Origin of the sequence: Thiocapsa marina 5811, assembly GCF_000223985.1 — a bacterium.
GTDB lineage: Bacteria > Pseudomonadota > Gammaproteobacteria > Chromatiales > Chromatiaceae > Thiocapsa > Thiocapsa marina.
This window is the reverse complement of record NZ_AFWV01000004.1, coordinates 299,405-316,376: the sequence shown is the minus strand read 5'-3', so window position 1 is coordinate 316,376 and position 16,972 is coordinate 299,405. Positions and strand designations below refer to the sequence as shown.

The following is a 16,972-nucleotide window of genomic DNA, read 5'->3' as shown; positions in this document are numbered from 1 at the left end:
TGAAGTCGGGATGCTTGAGTGCCGACGGAGGAACGTGCGGCGTCGGCTGCGCGGTCTTGTGCGCTCTTCACAGGGAGATGGTTACCAATGGGAAGGTTTCTTTCAACGCGCCGCCCCGTGATGCATGCATAGACGCCATGGGCTCCAGGTCGGCTGCAAGAGCCGACTCGAATCGGCCCACCGTATTTCGATTTGAAGGCGATCGGAGGGGACAATATACTGCGCCGCGTGTCAAGCCAAGACAGCCAGCCGCCCCGGACCTGCCCGGCAGGTCATCGCTCCTGTGAGCCCGAGGGTATCCTGACGCCCGCGGGGCTCGGTCCCGAACCACAAGCCTCGCCGCGTACCCCCCTGGAACACTGAATGTCCGAGCGCAGTCAGCAGACCGATCGGGGGCATGACTCCCGGCCGATCGCCATCACCGACCTGACTTTGCGGGTCGGCCGCCTGCCCGATGTCGCGGCGGTTTGGAACGGGCTTCTGGCCGGGCGCTCGCTGGAATCCACGACAGCGACGCTCGATCCGGTCGAGCTGATCGCATCCGCCCTGCGTCGACTCACCACGCCCGAGAGACCCCAGCCCCTAGCGATCGTCGTGTGCGACAGCTCCGCGCCGGGCGCGCCGGTCCGTCGTCGCGATCTGGAGGTCCGGCTCGCACCGTGCGCGCCGACGGATGTTCGCGTCTGGTCGCTGGGCGGCGGCTCCGAGTCCGGCGCGCGCGCGCTCGATCATGCCGGCGAGCTGCTTCGCGAGGGCTTTTCCCGGGTCCTGATCGCCTCGTGCGAGCTCGACCGCGGCGCCATCGTCGGGCTCATGCCCCTGTCCGTCGCGGTCTCGTCGCGCACCCCGGTCTTCGCGGTCATCGACCCTGGTGCATTTCAGCCGGCCGCCCTGCGGCTAGGCTCGGAGAGTCCGGCGGCACAATCCGACCTCGCCTCGGAGTCCGCGGGAGACTGCCCCGAACTCTGGTGGTGGTCACCCGAACACGCGCTCCACCTCTCGCAGACCTTCACCAGCCTGTTGCCCCTGGCGGTCGCCGCCCTCGCCGTGCGCGAGCGCATGATTCCGCCGTACGGACCGCCGCCGTCGGGGACGAAATCGACACCTGCAACGCCCTGGGTCCACGGCCTCGGCGCAGGTCCGCGGCGTGCCGATATTGTCCTGCGTGCCGACGGCTCGGAGCGGATTGTCCGACTGAGGGCCGCGGACGAGCCAGGCGTGCTCCTGCAGCATTCGGTCACCGCCTGGCCCGCCGAGCCGTTCCTGATGGCCGCGGAATCGGCCGCGGCCCTGCGTGCCGAGGTCGCGACTCTCGCCGATCGGCTGGCTGCGGTCCCCGCGATCTTCTCCATGACCGCGCTCGCCGAATCCGTGTATCGCGACGAGGGGCTTGCCCGACTGGGATTCGTCGCCGCCGACCGACAGGAGCTCGAGGACCGACTGCGGGTCGCGGCCGACCTCCTCGACGGCGTCGGCAGTTCGATGCGAGCAAAGCGCATCGGCGTCCATCTTTCGCTCCCGGACGCCACACCGACAGGGGTCCAGGGTCCGCCCTCCATCGCCTTCATGGCGCCCGGTATAGGCTCGGCCTACCCCGGCATCCTGCGCAGCCAAGCACTGAGCTTCCCGCCCGTGATGGACACCTTGGACGACTTCGCAGCCGCGTGGCCCGGTCCGCCGGGGGATCTCTGCAACAGTCTCTATCGAGTGGGGGTTGCCGCGTCTGCTGCCTGGAACGATTTCGATTGGAGCGGCGCCGTCGGCTCCATGGCCGTCATGGCATCGGCGAGACTCCTCGCGCGAGCCGGACTCGAGCCCGACACCTTGCTCGGCTTCAGCAACGGCGAGATGGCCGCCCTGCTGCTCGCCGGCGCCATGCAACCGCCTCCCGGCATGACCAGGGAACGATTGATCTGGGATACGGCGGCCTCGGGCAGGAGCCGACGCTGCGACGGCCTGATTCAAACCGGGCGAATGGTGGCCGTTCACCTCGTCGACCAGGGCCGGGAGCGCCTCGGAGAGCTGCTGGAGATCCATGCCGGTCGCGTGTTTCTCGCGATCGACGCCTCGCCGAAACACGTGGTGCTGTTCGGTCTTGCGCCCGAGATCGATAGGGTCGTGGCCGCACTCGACGAGGGCGCCAATATCTGCCTGCACCTACCCTTCGACCGCCCGTTCCACACCCCGCTCTATCGCGAGGAGCTCGAACCCTTGGAGCGCCTGCTTGCCCGGCTGGGGTATCGCAAGCCGGCGACACGGATCTGGAGCTGCGCGGCAAACGCGCCCTACCCGTCCGATCCGCAACGCTTCCCCGGAGTCGTCAAGCAGGCGCTGACGGGGACCGTGCGGTTTCGCGAGGCAATCGAATCGCTTTACGCACGCGGAATTCGCACCTTCGTGGAGATCGGCGGGCGCAGCCAACTGGTCGGCTACACCAAGGATGTGCTGCGGCGTCGGCCGGCTACGCTGGTGGGCCTCGATCGGGAAGGCGGAGACGGCGCCCGGATCGTCCTGGATGCGCTCGCGACCTTATTCGTGGCGGGCGTGCGCATCGACCTGGGCGGATTGCGGCCGGGCCCCGCGCAACTGATGGATTTCGGGATCGTTCCCGGACCCGACGAAAACGAGCGGGACCTCATTGAATGGGTCCGGACAAGTCCACCCGAGGCGTTGGGCGAGCAGGATCCCGCCGAGCACATCCAAGCACCGAACACACCCGAGCCCGCACGCGGCTTCCCGGACGCGATTCCGCGGGGGCTCACCCCCGATCGCATCGCCCTCATGCATCGACAACTGGCCCTGACACGGCAATTCATCGAGACTCAGGAACGGGTCGCGCTCGGATTCATCGCCGCCGCCAGGGCCCGGAAACCGCGGGAGGTTGCGTTACCGAGCAGCACACCCCGAGCAGTATCCCACGGACCCTTCGACGGTCCCGCCCGCGAGGTCGCCGGCGGGGTCGAGCTCGACCTGCTGTTGGAACCGGATCGGGATACACATCTGGACCATCACCGCCTTGGTCGGGTCCCGGCCGGCGAAGAATCCCGTCCCGAACGTCCACTGCCGGTCATGGCCATGGTGATGGCGCTGGAGGTCATGGCCCGTGCAGCAAGCGGGCTGTCCGGCCGGAATGGCAGCGGTCCGCTCGCCTTCTTGGGTGTCGACGGTCTCCTCGGAAAACGCTGGATCAGCGTGCCGCAGCGGCAATCGCGTCTGCGCATCCGCCTACAGGGACGGCATCGCGACGCCGACGGTCTCGAACGCCTCTCCGCCGCACTCTTTGCGCCGCCGACGCGGGACGACGAGCCGGCTCGGGAGGCGGTGTCCGCACAGGTGATACTCGGCACCGCAAGCATCCCCTTGGAACCGGTTCAAACCCGAGGCGCACCCTTCGCGACCGCTTGGAGTATGGCCGACTTCAACCGGCTGGCGCTCTTTCACGGGCCGGCGTTTCGCTGTCTCGATCGTCTGATCGCCCTGCGCGAGGACGGGTTGGAGCTGACGGCGGTTGCACCGCGGCGCGACCGGCTATTCGGGCCGGACCGCCAGGCGGAGGCGGCAACACCCGCCGCCTTGCTCGACGCCGTGGGCCAAGCGGTCGCGTTCTGGCTCCTCGCGCGCGGAACCCGCTGGTTCACGGCATTTCCGGTCGCGATCGATCGGTATCGGCAGACCGGCGACCTTCCGGCACCGGGCGATCGGGTCGCCTGCTCGGTCCGGGTGCGTCAGCAGGGCGACACGCTCGTCGCGGACGCGAGCTTCGCGCGTCCGCACGGACCTGTCTTCGCCCGTATGGACGGCATGCGCCTGATGGTCTACCACCCCTTTCAGCCGATGCTCTCGCGGCTGTATTGGCGCGAGAATCAACCTCTGCTGACAACCGGCGGATCCGCGACGGACGCGCGGAGACTCGTGCGCGAGTGCCCGGAACAACTCGTCGATGACCTGGACCTCGCGGGCGGCATCTTCGTCGCGGCGCTCGCACGTTTGGTCCTCGTCGAAACGGAACAACAAGCCGGGAACAGACCGGAGGATAGGCTGCCGGCAGGCGGCGACGGGAAACACACCGATTTACTGATGCGTCTCGCGGCCAAAGAGGCGACCATCGTCTGGCTGAGGGAGCATGAGGGCCAATCGCCCGATCACCTCGATCTTTGCGTGGAGCTGACCGAGGAGGCCGCAACACAAGGGCATCTCGCTCGCATCCGTCCCGTCGGGAACTGGGCCGACCGGCTCCGCGGGGCCCTTCCGCCCGTGAAGATCGAGAGGGTCGGCAGGCGGATCCGGGCGGTCATCGACATGCAGCTGAACGCCGCTCACGCCATCGAGCATGAACAATCCATCACACACAAAACGAGGGTCGAATGGACAACCTGACACAGGCACAGATTCAAGACGCAGTGCTCCTATGCATCCAGGACATCCTGGCCGATACCGACCTCGAGCTCGAGGAGCCGCTCGGCGCCGCGACCATGCTGAACACCGATCTCTGTCTGACCTCCGTCGAGGCGATGGAGCTCTTCGCCATGCTCGACCTGCGTCTGAGCCTGCGTCTGCCCTACGAGGCCCTGGTCATGGCCGACGGTCAGTATCGCGACGAGCTCACCGTCGGTGAGCTGGTCGAGTTCGCCTTCACCCATCAGGACGCCCCGGCACCGCGTCCGCAGGCGATGTGAACCGGATGAGCGACGCTCGAACGCGCATCGAAGACACTCGGATCCTGCAGCGGTGACACCGACGCAGAGCCCCTCGACTCCGCGAATTCTCCTCTACGCCCATGCCCAGCTGGGTGTGGGCCACGTGCAACGCAGCCTGCTGATCGCGGCCGCCCTGATGGAGCGTCAGGACGCCGCCTGCATGCTGCTGGCGTGCCGAAAAGGGCTCGACGGTCTCCGCCTCCCGCCCGGGCTGCAGGTCGCGGCGCTGCCCGACTGGCCCGCACCCGACGACCCCGCAGGCCCGGCGTGCGTGCGCGAGCGCAGCGAGCGGATCGCGGAGGCGTTGCGGGTCTTTGCCCCGCATGCGGTGCTCGTGGACCATCTCTTTCTCGGGCTCGGCGGAGAGCTCGCGCCCCTGCTCGCATCGACCCCTCGGAATCCGAACGCGCCGCTGTTCGTCATCGGTGTCCCTTACGGGCCCCGGCCCTCGGCGCGCGGGCCGCGGAACCTCGGCGTGCGGCGCGCCATCGCTCGCTACGACGTCGCGCTCTGCTACGTGGACCCGCGACACGAGCGTGCCGCCGAGGCCTTCGAGCGACAGGGCTACCTCCTGCCCGAGGAGCGCCACGCGGTCGGCTATGTCGTCGAGTCCGCATTCGTGCCCGCGCCGCCGCAATCGCCGCCTTTGGTGGTCGGCCTCGCAGGAGGCGGCAGCACCGGGGTCCGTCTCTTCCGGTTGCTCGAAGCCGCCCTGCGCACCCGACTCGATCGCGGCGAGATCCGCTTGCGCGTCGTCGCCGGCCCTCTGGGCGATCCGACGGCATCCTGCATCGATGCATCCCGGATCCACGTGCTGACACGGGCGCCCTTGCAGCAGGCGGTGGACGGCGCATCCCTCGTGGTGTCGCGCTGCGGGTACAACACCGCGTACGCCCTGCTGCGAACCGCCCTCCCGGTCGTTTTCTGCCCGTATGCGGAATCCGGCAGCGACCAGATCGAGCGCGCCGCCGCGCTCGGACAACTGGATGCTGTCTGGGACTTCGACGAGAAGGCAGGTGCAACGTCCCTCGCGGCCCTGATCGACGAGGCGCTCGGCGCCCGCACTGCGGGGCGTGCCGCATCTCTGGATTGCGACGGTGCCGAACGGGCGGCCCACGTGCTTGCCTCCCTTGCAAAGAGACGAATTACGCTATGATCCGCGCACGCGTCATCATCAATGCCGACGACCTCGCTCTGACCGATATGGTCACCGAGGCGACACTGGAGACCGCAACCCGCGGTGTCCTGTCCTCGACCACCGCAATGGTCTGTGTCCCCGGGGCCGAGGCTCGGCTGTGCAGGGTCGCCGACCGGCTCGCTGGGCGGATCGGTTGTCACCTCCAGTTGACCGGAGGCCGACCCTTGCTCGATCCGCGCGATATCCCGTCGTTGGTGGGGCTCGACGGGCGATTTCCCGATCATCGAAGCGGACTCGGTGCCTGTCATCCGGACGAGGTCGTTCGGGAGTGGGACGCGCAGATCGCGCGCTTGCGCGGCTGGGGGATCGAGCCGACCCATCTGGACAGCCACCACCACGTGCATTGCCGGCGGGAGCTGATCCCGGCGTTTGCCGAGGTGGCGTCGCGACATGGCCTGCCCGGGCGCGCATGCGGCACGGGAGAGGCACGGCGCCTGCGGGAGCTCGGGGTCAAGACACCGTCCGACCTGCTCATGCTCTCCGGCGTGCGGCCGCTGACGACGGCATTGGTCATGGGACGGCTAAGGCTGGCGCTGCGAATGGCCGGCCCCGGGTCGATCGTCGAGCTGGGATGCCATCCGGGATATCCGCAGGATGCGGCGCTCGCGGCGATCTCCGGCTATGTCGATGCGCGTGTCGAAGAGACGCAGCTGCTCTGCTCCGCCGATCTGCGCGAGGCGCTGGAGACCGAGGGCATTGAGGTGGTCGGTTTCGCGGCCCTCGGCATCTGACACCGCGAGCCTCGCGGCCCGGTCCGGCGGCCCGCTCTGGCGGCCCGTTCCGGCTGCCGGGTCGAACGACATGCCGAGCCCGCAAGCAACGCATCCGGTGCCGGCGCAATTTGAGAGATCAACGAGATCGAATCACGCATGTTGAATCCATCCAACGAGTGGCTACACGCCCTGATCGGCTGCGGGCGCGTCGCGCCGACCCATGTAGACGCGGCCGGATATGCGGCACCCCTGCGATTGGCCTACGCCGTGGACACGGACCCCGAGATCGCCGGCGCGTTCGCGGCGCGCTGGGGTCTGGCGCCCGCGGAATTGGACCAGGTGATGGCGGATGCCGCGGTCCGCTCGGTCTCGATCTGCACGCCGCACGATACGCACCCGGATCTGGCCTTGCAGGCGTTGAGCGCCGGCAAACATGTCCTCCTGGAGAAACCGCCCACGCTCGACCCGGACGCCGTGCTCGCCCTTGCCGCGGCGGCGCGTTCGGCCGACCGACTCGTCTTTCCGATCACCCAGCACCGTTTCGACCCGCTCGTGGGCCTGGTGCGGGATCTGATCGCCGAAGGACATCTCGGCGCACTGCGCATGGCGAGAATTTCCTTGGAATGCGTACGTGATCCCGCCTACTACGGCGCGAGCGACTGGCGCGGGACCTGGGCGCGCGAGGGCGGGTCCGTCCTCATGAATCAGGGCTACCATTTCATCGACATGTTGATGTGGTTGGCCGGCCCGGTCGTTCGGGTCGAGGCCATGATGGACACGCTGGGGAATCGCGAGGTGATGGAGACCGAGGACAGTCTGGTCGCCGCACTGCAGCTCGAAAACGGTGCACTCGGCACGGTGGCCATTACCGGTGCCGCCGGATCCGCCTGGAGCAACGTCATCGAGCTGATGGGCGATCGCGGCATCGTGGCCTTCGATCTGTCGACCCCCGCGCGTCTTCACCGTTTGGAGCTGACATCCAAGAAGGCGCTCAAACACTGGCGATCCGCCTTTGCCGATGCGCAGAAGACCAACGAGATCCCGTTGGGCGTGTCCTATTACGGGGTGTCGCACCGGGAGCAGTTCCGGGCCCTGACGGGCGCGGTGGAGGGCACGCCGGATCCGCGCGCCGCGACCCTGGAGCAGGCCGCCGAGGCGGTACGGGTGATCCAAGCGATCTATGCGTCCGCCCGAGGCGAACGTGGATCGACCTCGGCATCGCCGCTCACTGCGCGGGCCTGACTCTCATGCCGATCGAGCCCTCGGAGAACTGGCAAGATGTCCACGAGAGTGACATCGAGGCGGTCGCTCGCCTGCTTCGGCGCGGCGAGATCTCGATCGTCAGCGGCGGACATCTGGCACGGTTCGAGAAGCAGTTCGCCGCCTTCGCCGGCGGCCGGCACGCGGTGGCGACGAACAACGGCACCGCGGCGATCCATGCCGCGCTGTGGGCGGCGGGTGTGCGCTCGGGCGACGAGGTCGCGGTCTGTGATTACGGCTTTCACGGCATGGCAGCCGCGGTGCGCTCGCTCGGCGCCGTAGTCGTGCCGGTCGATGCGGAGCCGCTCGGCCTGACGATGGACCCGCAGGACCTAAGCCGAGCCATCTCAGAGCGGACGACCGCGATATTGGTCCACAATCCCTGGGGTATCCCGGCCGACTATGCGGCCCTGCGTGCCGCGGCACCCGGCGTTCCGCTCGTCGCGGATGCCTCGCACGCCCACGGCGCACTCTATCGCGACGAGCCCCTGGCGGCCCATGCCGACATCGCCTGCTTCTCGCTCGGGCGGGGAAAACTCGTCTCGGGCGGGGAGCTCGGATGCGCCGTGACCCGGGACCCCGAGCTGCACGAGCGGATGCTGGTCTACGGACACGTCAACCGCGTCCCGGGCGATCTGAAGACCCTCGACTGGGGTGGATCGGCGGTCGGCTTGAAGCTGCGACCCCACCCGGTCGCCTTGGTGCTCGCACTCGGTCAGCTCAAGCGCTATCCGGAGAAGCAGGCGCTGCAGCGTGGGTATGCGCGTGACGTCGAGACGATCGCGGGCGATCTCGGTCTGATCCCTCTAAGACCCTGCTGCGCTGCCGAACGCGTCTATTGGCGCATTGTCCTCGGCGTCCCGGAGGGCCTCGCGGCAACGCCCGAGGAGGTCGCGACCATCGCCGAGCGGCTCCGCCGAGCTGGCGCGGCGCTCGAGCCGAACCACTATTGGCCTACGCTCCAGCATCAGAGCCTGTTTGACTGGGAGGACCACCGCGCGGGCATCAGACGCCGTCCCTGCCCCGTCGCGGCGCGGATCGTCCCGCGCCTCCTGACCCTTCCGGCTCGGGTACAGCCGCCGGCCGACGCACTGGAACGTCTACGCGAATGCCTGACCGCTGTGCTCGCGGGCGACGACACACGCACGACCTCCCCCGTTTCAACCGGAGAGACTCCCCAATGAAGTTCCTTGTCATCATGCGCCCCAACGGCCAACCCTATCAGATCGAGTCCGAGCAGGTCCGTCAGTACGCGGGCGAGGTTCGAGCCGCCCTGAGCAGCGGCGACGTGGAGGCCGCCTATGCCTTCGTCGCCGGCGGCGGGGCCTTTGTCACGAGTGCGGACAACTCGCGCGATCTGCTGCTCAAGGTGCGGATGAACCCCTACTTCAAGGCCAGTCACGTCGAGGTGATCCCGATCGTCGATGCGGATGTCTTCCTGGAAGGCCTTGCCGACTACAAGGGGCTCTAAGACGCCCCTGCCCGACCCGTTTCGCTGCGTATTCGAGTGACCGCGCGCAACCCCTCCGTTGGAGACGTCATGAAGCATCCGATCGAGCAGGCGTTCCTCTGCCTGTGCCTGAATCCCGCCGAGCTTCCCGGCGGCTCCATCGCGCTGGCGGCGGCCCGTGCGGGACACCTCGGAGTCCTCGACCTCACGCGTTGCGGCCAGACCGCCTTCACGCATGCGATCGCGAATGCGCCGCCCTCGGCCGGTCTGCGCCTGCGCCCGGAGCAGGTCGAGAGCGCCGTCGGAGCGCCCGATCTGCAGGGGCGTCCGATCCTGATCACCGACGCCGATCTCGTTTGCGCGGAACGCTTGATCGAGGCCGCCCGCGCGGCCCGCGCCACCGGCGCAGCCGTCTGGATCGAGATCCCGTCGGTGGTGATCCTGGACGCCGTCCGAGCCTCCGATCTGCGCCCGGAGGGCATCATCGTGCGCGGGCAGGAGAGTCCCGGTTGGTGCGGCGAAACCGGCGCACCTGTCCTCCTTCAGGCGGCTCTCGCGTCCGGGATCGGGCCCGTGCTCGTCTACGGCGGCCTCGGGATCGGCGGCATGGCCGCCTGTCGGGCCGCCGGTGCGGCCGGCGTCGTCTTGGACGATCAACTCCTGCTCCTGCGCGAATCGCCGCTCGGCCCCGAGCATCGCGGTTGGCTTGAAACCCAGAGCGTAGAAGCCAGCCTGCTCCTCGGCTCCTCTCTGAAGGCCCCCTGCCGCGTCTTGCAGCAGTCGCGTTTTCGGCAGACGAAGCCTGCGCGCGATCTGGCGATTGCCTTGGAGGGAGAAGACATCTCACCGGAGCAGGCACGCGCCGAATGGCGCCGATCGATCGGCGAGCGGCTCGGGTTCGGATCGCCCGAAACGGCGTTGTGGCCCGTCGGACAGGGACTCGGCTTCGCGGAGCGCTTCGCACGCGAGTATCGCACCCTCGGGCGGCTCCTGCGGGCCATCGACAACGCGATCCCGCGGATGATCGAGACCGCGGCGACCCAGGGTGCAACGCTGCGCGGAAGCCCGATGGCCGCACACCTCGGCGTGGCCGACCCGATCGTCCAAGGCCCCATGACCCGCGTCAGCGATACCGCCGAATTCGCCGAAGCGGTTGCCGGCGGAGGCGCTCTACCCACACTCGCGCTGGGGGTGATGCGCCCGAGCGCGATCTCCGCGCTCCTCGAACGCTGCGGCGAGCGGCTCGCCGGAAGGGCCTGGGGCGTGGGCCTGCTCGGATTCATCGAGCCGAGTCTGCTGGAGGCCCAAATCGAGTGCCTGCGGCGAATCACGCCGAGCTATGTCGTGCTCGCGGGCGGCCGACCGGATCAAGCCAAGACACTGGAGGCCATCGGACTCAAGACCTTCGTCCATGTGCCGACACCGGCGCTTCTGGAGCGTTTTCTCGGCGAGGGCGTGCACCGCCTCATCTTCGAGGGCCGCGAGTGCGGAGGACACGTCGGGCCGATCGGATCCCTGCCGCTGTGGGAGATGGCAGTCGAGCGCATCCTCGCGGGCGCAGGCGCGGAGATCAAGGACCTCGAGGTCCTGTTCGCGGGCGGCATCCATGACGCGGCAAGCGCAGCCATGGCTGCCGTCATCGCCGCTCCGCTGGTCGCGCGCGGAGCGGCTTGGGGGATGCTCATGGGAACCGCCTATCTCTACACGCGGGAGGCCGTGGATCGAGGGGCCGTCGTCGCGGGTTTCCAGCAGGCCGCCTTGGCGTGCCGTCGCACCGCCACGATCGAGAGCGCGCCGGGACACGCGAATCGCTGCATCGACACGCCCTTCGTCGACCTCTTCTCGGCCAATCGCCGGACGCTTCTCCAGGATCGGCGCTCGATCGACGAAACCCGCGAGCAGCTCGATACACTCCTGCTCGGGCGGCTGCGTATCGCGACGAAGGGCATTGTCCGGGACGGCGAGCGGTTGATCGAGGCCCCTTCGGATCAGCAGCAGCAAGACGGCATGTATATGATCGGGGACTGCGCCGTCGTGAAGGACGAGCTCACCGATATCGCCCGCCTTCATCGCAGCGTGACCGAGGATGCAGCGCGCTGGCTCGAGACGCGCGCGGCCGAGGAGACGGCGCTGCGCGGCGCGGATGCCGCTCGGGAGGGGCAACCGAGCGATATCGCCATCATCGGCATCGGGATGCTCGCGCCGGGCGCAAGCGACGCCGAAGAGCTTTGGGACGTCATCCTGGCCGCGCAACCGCGAACCCGCGAGATTCCCGCAGCACGCTGGGACTGGCGGCTCTATCACGACCCTGAGGGTCTTGACCCGGATGCCAGCGTGTGCCGCTGGGGCGGCTTTTTCGACCCCGTCCTGTTTGATCCGCTGCTGTTCGGCATCCCGCCGAAATCGGTCGGCAACATCATCCCCGCCCAGCTCCTGATGCTGGAGATGACACGGCGCGCACTCCTGGATGCCGGTTATCCCGACGGCGATTTCGATCGGGAGCAAACCGCCGTGATCTTCGGCGCCGCGGATGCTGCCGGGTTCACCGGGGATGCCATTCGTGCCCGTGCCATGGCGCCGGTGCTCGCCGGCCCGCATGCCGCCGAGATCAAGGCCCGCACGCCCGAGCTGGCGGACGAGACCTTCGCCGGCGGCCTCACCAGCGTCGTCGCGGGTCGAGTCGCGAACCGCTTCGATTGCGGCGGGCCGAACCTCACCGTGGATGCGGCCTGCGCGTCGGGCCTGACGGCCTTGGACATCGCCGTTCAATCGCTGGAGTCCGGTCGCACCAATCTCGCCCTTGTGGGCGCCGTGGACGTCGGCCAAAGTCCGGGGTCCTATACGGGATTCACGCGCACCGGTGCACTCTCCCCAACCGGGACCGAGCACGCATTCGACGCGTCTGCCAACGGCTTCGTGCCGAGCGAAGCCGCGATCGTGATGGTGCTCAAGCGGCTTGCGGACGCCGAGCGCGACGGGGATCGGATCTACGCCGTGGTCAAGGCGGTCGGCGCCTCGAGTGACGGGCGCGCCATGGGAATGACGGCGCCTCGCGCCGAAGGTCAGCTGCGTGCGATGCGTCGTGCCTACGTCAAAGCAGCGATCCCGCTGTCGAGCATCGAGTTGTACGAGGCCCATGGAACGGGCACGCGGGTCGGCGATCAATCCGAGATCGAGGCCTACAGCGGGTTGCTGAAGAAGGCCGGCGTGGGCGCCGAACGCTGCACCCTCGGGTCGCTTAAATCGATCCTCGGCCACGCCAAGACGGCGGCCGGCTTGTTGGGTCTGGCCAAGACGACGCTGGCCCTTTATCACGGGGTGTTGCCGCCGCATTACGGCGTCACAAACCCGATTCCGGGGTTGACGCAAGAGGGGTCGCCCCTACGACTGCTGAACGCACCGCGCCCCTGGCTCGATCGCGACGCCCATCCGCATCGCGCCGCCGTCAGCGCCTTCGGATTCGGCGGCACCAACAGCCACGTCGTCTTGGAAGAATACCGCGCACCCGGCGGCCCGCCCGTGCCGTACGGCGCCGGCCGTTGGCCCGCCGAGCTGTTCGTCTTTCACGGACCCGATCGCGACCGCTTGAGGACACAGCTCGCCCGTCTGCAGGACTGGCTCGCCCGCGGCGCGAAGCCGTCTCTGCGCGCCTTGGCCGCGGCCAGCGCGCAGGCTGCGGGCGATCCGCGCACGGGCTGGGTCGCCACCGCCGTAGTCCCCGACCTCGAGCGACTCGCCGAGGCCCTCGCCGGCCTCATCGGCGCATTGGACGAGCCGGGACGCCGTCTGCCGAGCGAGCTGGGCTTGGAGCAACGCTCGACCGACAACGCCGACACATTGGCCTTTCTGTGTCCCGGCCAAGGTGCACAGTACGTCGGCATGGGACGTGCGTTGGCCCTTCATGCCCCGCAGGCACGCGCGGTCTTCTCCCATGTGCGCGAGCGCCTTGAGGGAAAGCTCCCGCTTGCACTCGACGACTACCTCTTTCCGCCGTCGGCCTTCAGCGAGACCGACCGCACCCGTCTCGAGGAGCGCTTGGTCGACACCCGCGTGGCCCAACCCGCCATCGGCGCCGTCTCGGCGGCATCCGTGGCCTATCTGGTGCATTTGGGCGTCATCCCGGACATGGTCGCCGGTCACAGCTTCGGCGAGCTGACGGCACTGCATGCCGCGGGCGTGCTCTCCCTCGACGACTTCATCGACCTCGCGACCGCACGCGGAGCCTTGATGGCGGCGGTCAGCCGCCCCGGCGGGATGGCCGCGGTCTTTGCCGAGCGCGAGGCCGTGGAGACCGAGCTCGGCCGATATCCCGGGATCGTGCTCGCCAATCACAACAGCGACAAGCAGGTGGTGATCTCGGGCCCTGCCCCGCAGCTCGAGGCCGCCTGCGCGGGATTGGCCGACAAGGGTTGGCGGGTCCTGAAGCTGCGGGTGTCGACCGCCTTCCATTCGCCCTTGATGGCCGAGGCAAGCGATGCCTTCGCCCGTGACCTCTCGCGCGTTGTCCCGAGGCCAGCCCGGATCGCGGCCTACTCCAACATCGACGGCAGGCGCTTGGAGGGTCCCAACGTCGCCGCCCATCTCAACAGCCATCTCACTGCACCGGTCGAGTTCGTCGCCATGGTGCGGCAGATGATCGGCGCGGGGGCCCGCGTCTTCGTCGACGTCGGTCCGATGGATACGCTGGCCGGTCTGCTGGGGACGATGGACCTTCCGGAAGATATCCGGGTCGTCGCGCTCGATCCCGGCAAACAGGGGATGCCGGGGTTCCTCAAGGGGCTCGCCGCGCTCTGGCGCGCCGGCCGGCCCATCGACCTTGCGCGTCTGTTCGACGGGCGGGTCGAGCGGATCCGCAGCATCGACGAGGTGTGTCGGGACGCCCTGGCGCCGCCGCTTCGACCGACCTCCTGGATGGTCGACGGACACATGGCCTGGCCGGTCTCGGAGCACGGCGACGGCTCTGTCGAGACACCGCGATGGCGCGCGCTCAAGCCGCTTTACGACGCCGATTCGCTCGCGCGCGAACAGGCAGAACGTGCGCGCCGAACGTCCGAATCCGCGAACTCTCAACCCCGCCACTCGCCTCTGCCCGCGCTCGGCGAGGACGCCGGGGTCGCCGGCATCTATCAGGCGTATGCCGAAACGATGCAGGCCTTCATCGCCAGCCAAGAGCGCATCTTCAGCGCGCTCGTCGGCAGCGATCTGCCCGTCCCGGCAAGCCTCTCGCAACCTGCTTCGATCCCCGGGGCGGTCGCGCGACCGTCGGTCTCTCCGGCTTCGGCACCATCTCGCGAATCGGTGCCCGTCGAGCCCCGGCCGGCGCCGGCCTCGACGCCACAGCCTGCACCGAGCGCGCCGACGTCACTGGATCCGAAGCGGATCCTGATGGAGACGGTCTCCCGGGTCACGGGCTACCCGGAGGACATGCTGAGCCTGGACGACGACATGGAGGCCGAGCTGGGCATCGACTCGCTCAAGCGGCTCGAGATCCTCGAGTCCTTTGCGCGCGCGCTGCCGGGGGCCGGCACGGGCAATCTCGACGTCGATAGGCTCGCCCGTATCCGCACCTTGCGGGGCTGGCTCGAATCCGCCGAATCCGTGCCGCCCGTAAGCATGCCGCCCGGCGGCGCGCAGACAGCCGGCGTCCGGCCCGAGGCGGACGGCGTCCGCGAAGCCGATCGGCCCGTACGAGCCGACGTCAGTACAGGGAACACCATCGATTGGGCCGATGCCATCCTGCGTGTCGCGTCCGAGGTCACCGGGTATCCGGCCGACATGCTCGATCTGACGCAGGATATCGAGGCCGACCTGGGCATCGATTCGCTAAAGCGCATCGAGATGGCGGACCGCCTTAGGCAGGAGATTGCGGGGCGTACCGATGTCGACATCCACGCCTTCTCGGAGGACTTGACTCGGCTTCGACATCTCGGGGAATGGGTCGATCGACTCTGCCGGGGCACGGAAACGAGGCTGCCGAACGCCCCGCCGAACGCGTCGCCCGCAGCGGCACCGGACAACAGCGTCGATGCCTGTCCGCGTTATGTGATGGCGGCCGAGGAACAGCCCATCGAGACGTCGAGCGATGCGCGCCTGAGCGGACTCTTCGTTGTCACCCGCGACCGACTGGGCGTTGCCGAAGAGCTCGCTGCCCTCCTCGAGCTGCGCGGCGGCTATGCCGGGCTGGTCGAGACCGTGGACGACCTCGAGGACAAGATCGCCGCGCTGCGCTCGACCTATGGCCCCGTTCAGGGCATCGTTCATCTCTCCGGGCTGGATCGCGGGGATACGTTCGAGAACCCCGTCGATTGGGCCGATGCCTGCAAACGCAGCATCCTGGACCTCTTCCGGCTTCTCCAGGCGGTTCGTGGAGACTTCGAGCGCCCGGACCGCACGAAGACACGCTGGATTCTGTCCGCGTCAGCCCTGGGCGGACGCTTCGGCCGAGACACAACGCTGCTCGCGGGCTCGCCTGTCGCGGCCGCGCCGCTCGGGATCCTGCGAAGCCTGGAGCATGAGTGGCCGTCGCTTCACACCCGGTGTCTGGACTTCGAGCGGGATCGGCCGCCCCTCGCCGTTGCGGATGCAATCGTCAACGAGCTCATCTTTGCGGACCGTGCGCCGGAGGTCGGTTACCTGCAAGGTGAACGCTGGTCCTATTCCCCGCGCCCCGCACCTCTCGATCACACCGAGGGGGACGCCGCCGAGCTTCCGCCGGATGCCGTCATCCTGGCGACCGGCGGTGCCCGGGGCATCACCGCGTCGCTCGTCGGCGCGCTGGCACGTCCGGGCATGCGGGTGGTTTTGATCGGTCGACAAGCGCTCGAAGATGTCTTGGCCAGCGACGCAGGGGAGGAAAAAACCCCGGCGGAGATCCGCGCAAGGCTCATCCAGGCGGATCGCTCCGCCGGACGATCGCGCCCTCCCGCCGCCATCGAGCGCGAGGTCGGCGTCGTCCTCCGGCACCAAGAGGCCGTTGCGACGCTCCGACGGTTACGCGCGTCCGGGATTCAGGTCGAGTATCACGCCTGCGACGTTCGCGACTCGCAGGCGTTCGGCGCCCTGATCGAGTCGCTTCAGGCTCGGCTCGGCCGCATCGATCTGCTCCTGCACGGGGCGGGCGTGATCGAAGACCGCCTGCTCGTCGACAAGACACCGGACTCCATCGCGCGTGTCTTCGAAACCAAGGCCAACTCCGCCCATACCCTGATGGCGCGCCTGGATCCGGAGCGCCTAGGGACCCTGGTGCTCTTCGCCTCGACCGCCGGTCGTTTCGGAAACCGCGGCCAGAGCGATTATGCCGCTGCCAACGAGACGCTCAATCGACTGGCCTGGATGATGCGGGCGAAGTGGCCGCGGACGCGTGTCCTGGCGATCAATTGGGGGCCCTGGACCGGGGTCGGAATGGCCGATGCGAAGGTCCAGGAACGCTTTGCTCGGCAGGGTATCCCGGTCATCACCCCCGAAGCCGGCGCGCGCTTCTTGATCGCGGAGCTGGCCGCCGGGGCGTCGGAGGTCTGCGAGGTCATCGCAGGAGACGGTCCCTGGGGCATCGCAGGCCAAGCCCAGCGGGCGACGAGCGACCTGGAGATCGAGCGGCGGTCCGGCGAGCGTGTGCATGTCTAAGAAGGCATCGGCACCGATGTCTGCGGATGCG

General features: G+C 68.5%; 8 protein-coding genes. All 8 read left to right on the top strand.

The window, feature by feature from the left end:
- Nucleotides 1-363: 363 nt before the first annotated feature.
- The 8 genes from THIMADRAFT_RS07620 (at nt 364) to THIMADRAFT_RS07585 (ending at nt 16,941) form a co-directional block, all read left to right on the top strand.
- Entirely contained in the window at nt 364-4,377 is a 4,014-nt protein-coding gene (locus tag THIMADRAFT_RS07620) for an acyltransferase domain-containing protein (RefSeq protein ID WP_007192419.1), read from the top strand.
- Nucleotides 4,365-4,676 (top strand): hypothetical protein, encoded by a 312-nt coding sequence (locus tag THIMADRAFT_RS07615; RefSeq protein WP_007192418.1) that lies wholly within the window; start codon nt 4,365-4,367, stop codon nt 4,674-4,676. The genes THIMADRAFT_RS07620 and THIMADRAFT_RS07615 overlap by 13 nt, the downstream gene beginning before the upstream one ends.
- A gap of 52 nt (nt 4,677-4,728) precedes the next feature.
- The gene (locus tag THIMADRAFT_RS07610) at nt 4,729-5,853 is read left to right on the top strand and encodes a glycosyltransferase (protein ID WP_007192417.1); all 1,125 of its coding nucleotides are present in this window, start codon (nt 4,729-4,731) and stop codon (nt 5,851-5,853) included.
- Complete coding sequence (locus tag THIMADRAFT_RS07605; RefSeq protein WP_007192416.1) at nt 5,850-6,626, top strand: ChbG/HpnK family deacetylase; 777 nt, start codon at nt 5,850-5,852, stop codon at nt 6,624-6,626. The genes THIMADRAFT_RS07610 and THIMADRAFT_RS07605 overlap by 4 nt, the downstream gene beginning before the upstream one ends.
- Before the next feature lie 138 nt (nt 6,627-6,764).
- Nucleotides 6,765-7,850, top strand: a complete 1,086-nt coding sequence (locus tag THIMADRAFT_RS24540; protein WP_007192415.1) for a Gfo/Idh/MocA family protein — start codon at nt 6,765-6,767, stop codon at nt 7,848-7,850.
- A gap of 5 nt (nt 7,851-7,855) precedes the next feature.
- Nucleotides 7,856-9,052 (top strand): aminotransferase class I/II-fold pyridoxal phosphate-dependent enzyme, encoded by a 1,197-nt coding sequence (locus tag THIMADRAFT_RS24535; RefSeq protein WP_007192414.1) that lies wholly within the window; start codon nt 7,856-7,858, stop codon nt 9,050-9,052.
- Entirely contained in the window at nt 9,049-9,339 is a 291-nt protein-coding gene (locus THIMADRAFT_RS07590) for a hypothetical protein (protein ID WP_007192413.1), read from the top strand. Before THIMADRAFT_RS24535 ends, THIMADRAFT_RS07590 begins: the two co-directional genes overlap by 4 nt.
- A gap of 69 nt (nt 9,340-9,408) precedes the next feature.
- Nucleotides 9,409-16,941, top strand: coding sequence for a type I polyketide synthase (locus THIMADRAFT_RS07585; protein ID WP_007192412.1), 7,533 nt, complete (start codon nt 9,409-9,411; stop codon nt 16,939-16,941).
- Nucleotides 16,942-16,972: the final 31 nt, after the last annotated feature.

Bases quoted from the DNA above. Each gene is read 5' to 3' on its own strand.
- THIMADRAFT_RS07605 (WP_007192416.1), top strand. From the start codon at position 5,850: ATGATCCGCGCACGCGTCATCATCAATGCCGACGACCTCGCTCTGACC.
- THIMADRAFT_RS07615 (WP_007192418.1), top strand. From the start codon at position 4,365: ATGGACAACCTGACACAGGCACAGATTCAAGACGCAGTGCTCCTATGC.
- THIMADRAFT_RS24535 (WP_007192414.1), top strand. From the start codon at position 7,856: ATGCCGATCGAGCCCTCGGAGAACTGGCAAGATGTCCACGAGAGTGAC.
- THIMADRAFT_RS24540 (WP_007192415.1), top strand. From the start codon at position 6,765: ATGTTGAATCCATCCAACGAGTGGCTACACGCCCTGATCGGCTGCGGG.
- THIMADRAFT_RS07590 (WP_007192413.1), top strand. From the start codon at position 9,049: ATGAAGTTCCTTGTCATCATGCGCCCCAACGGCCAACCCTATCAGATC.
- THIMADRAFT_RS07620 (WP_007192419.1), top strand. From the start codon at position 364: ATGTCCGAGCGCAGTCAGCAGACCGATCGGGGGCATGACTCCCGGCCG.
- THIMADRAFT_RS07585 (WP_007192412.1), top strand. From the start codon at position 9,409: ATGAAGCATCCGATCGAGCAGGCGTTCCTCTGCCTGTGCCTGAATCCC.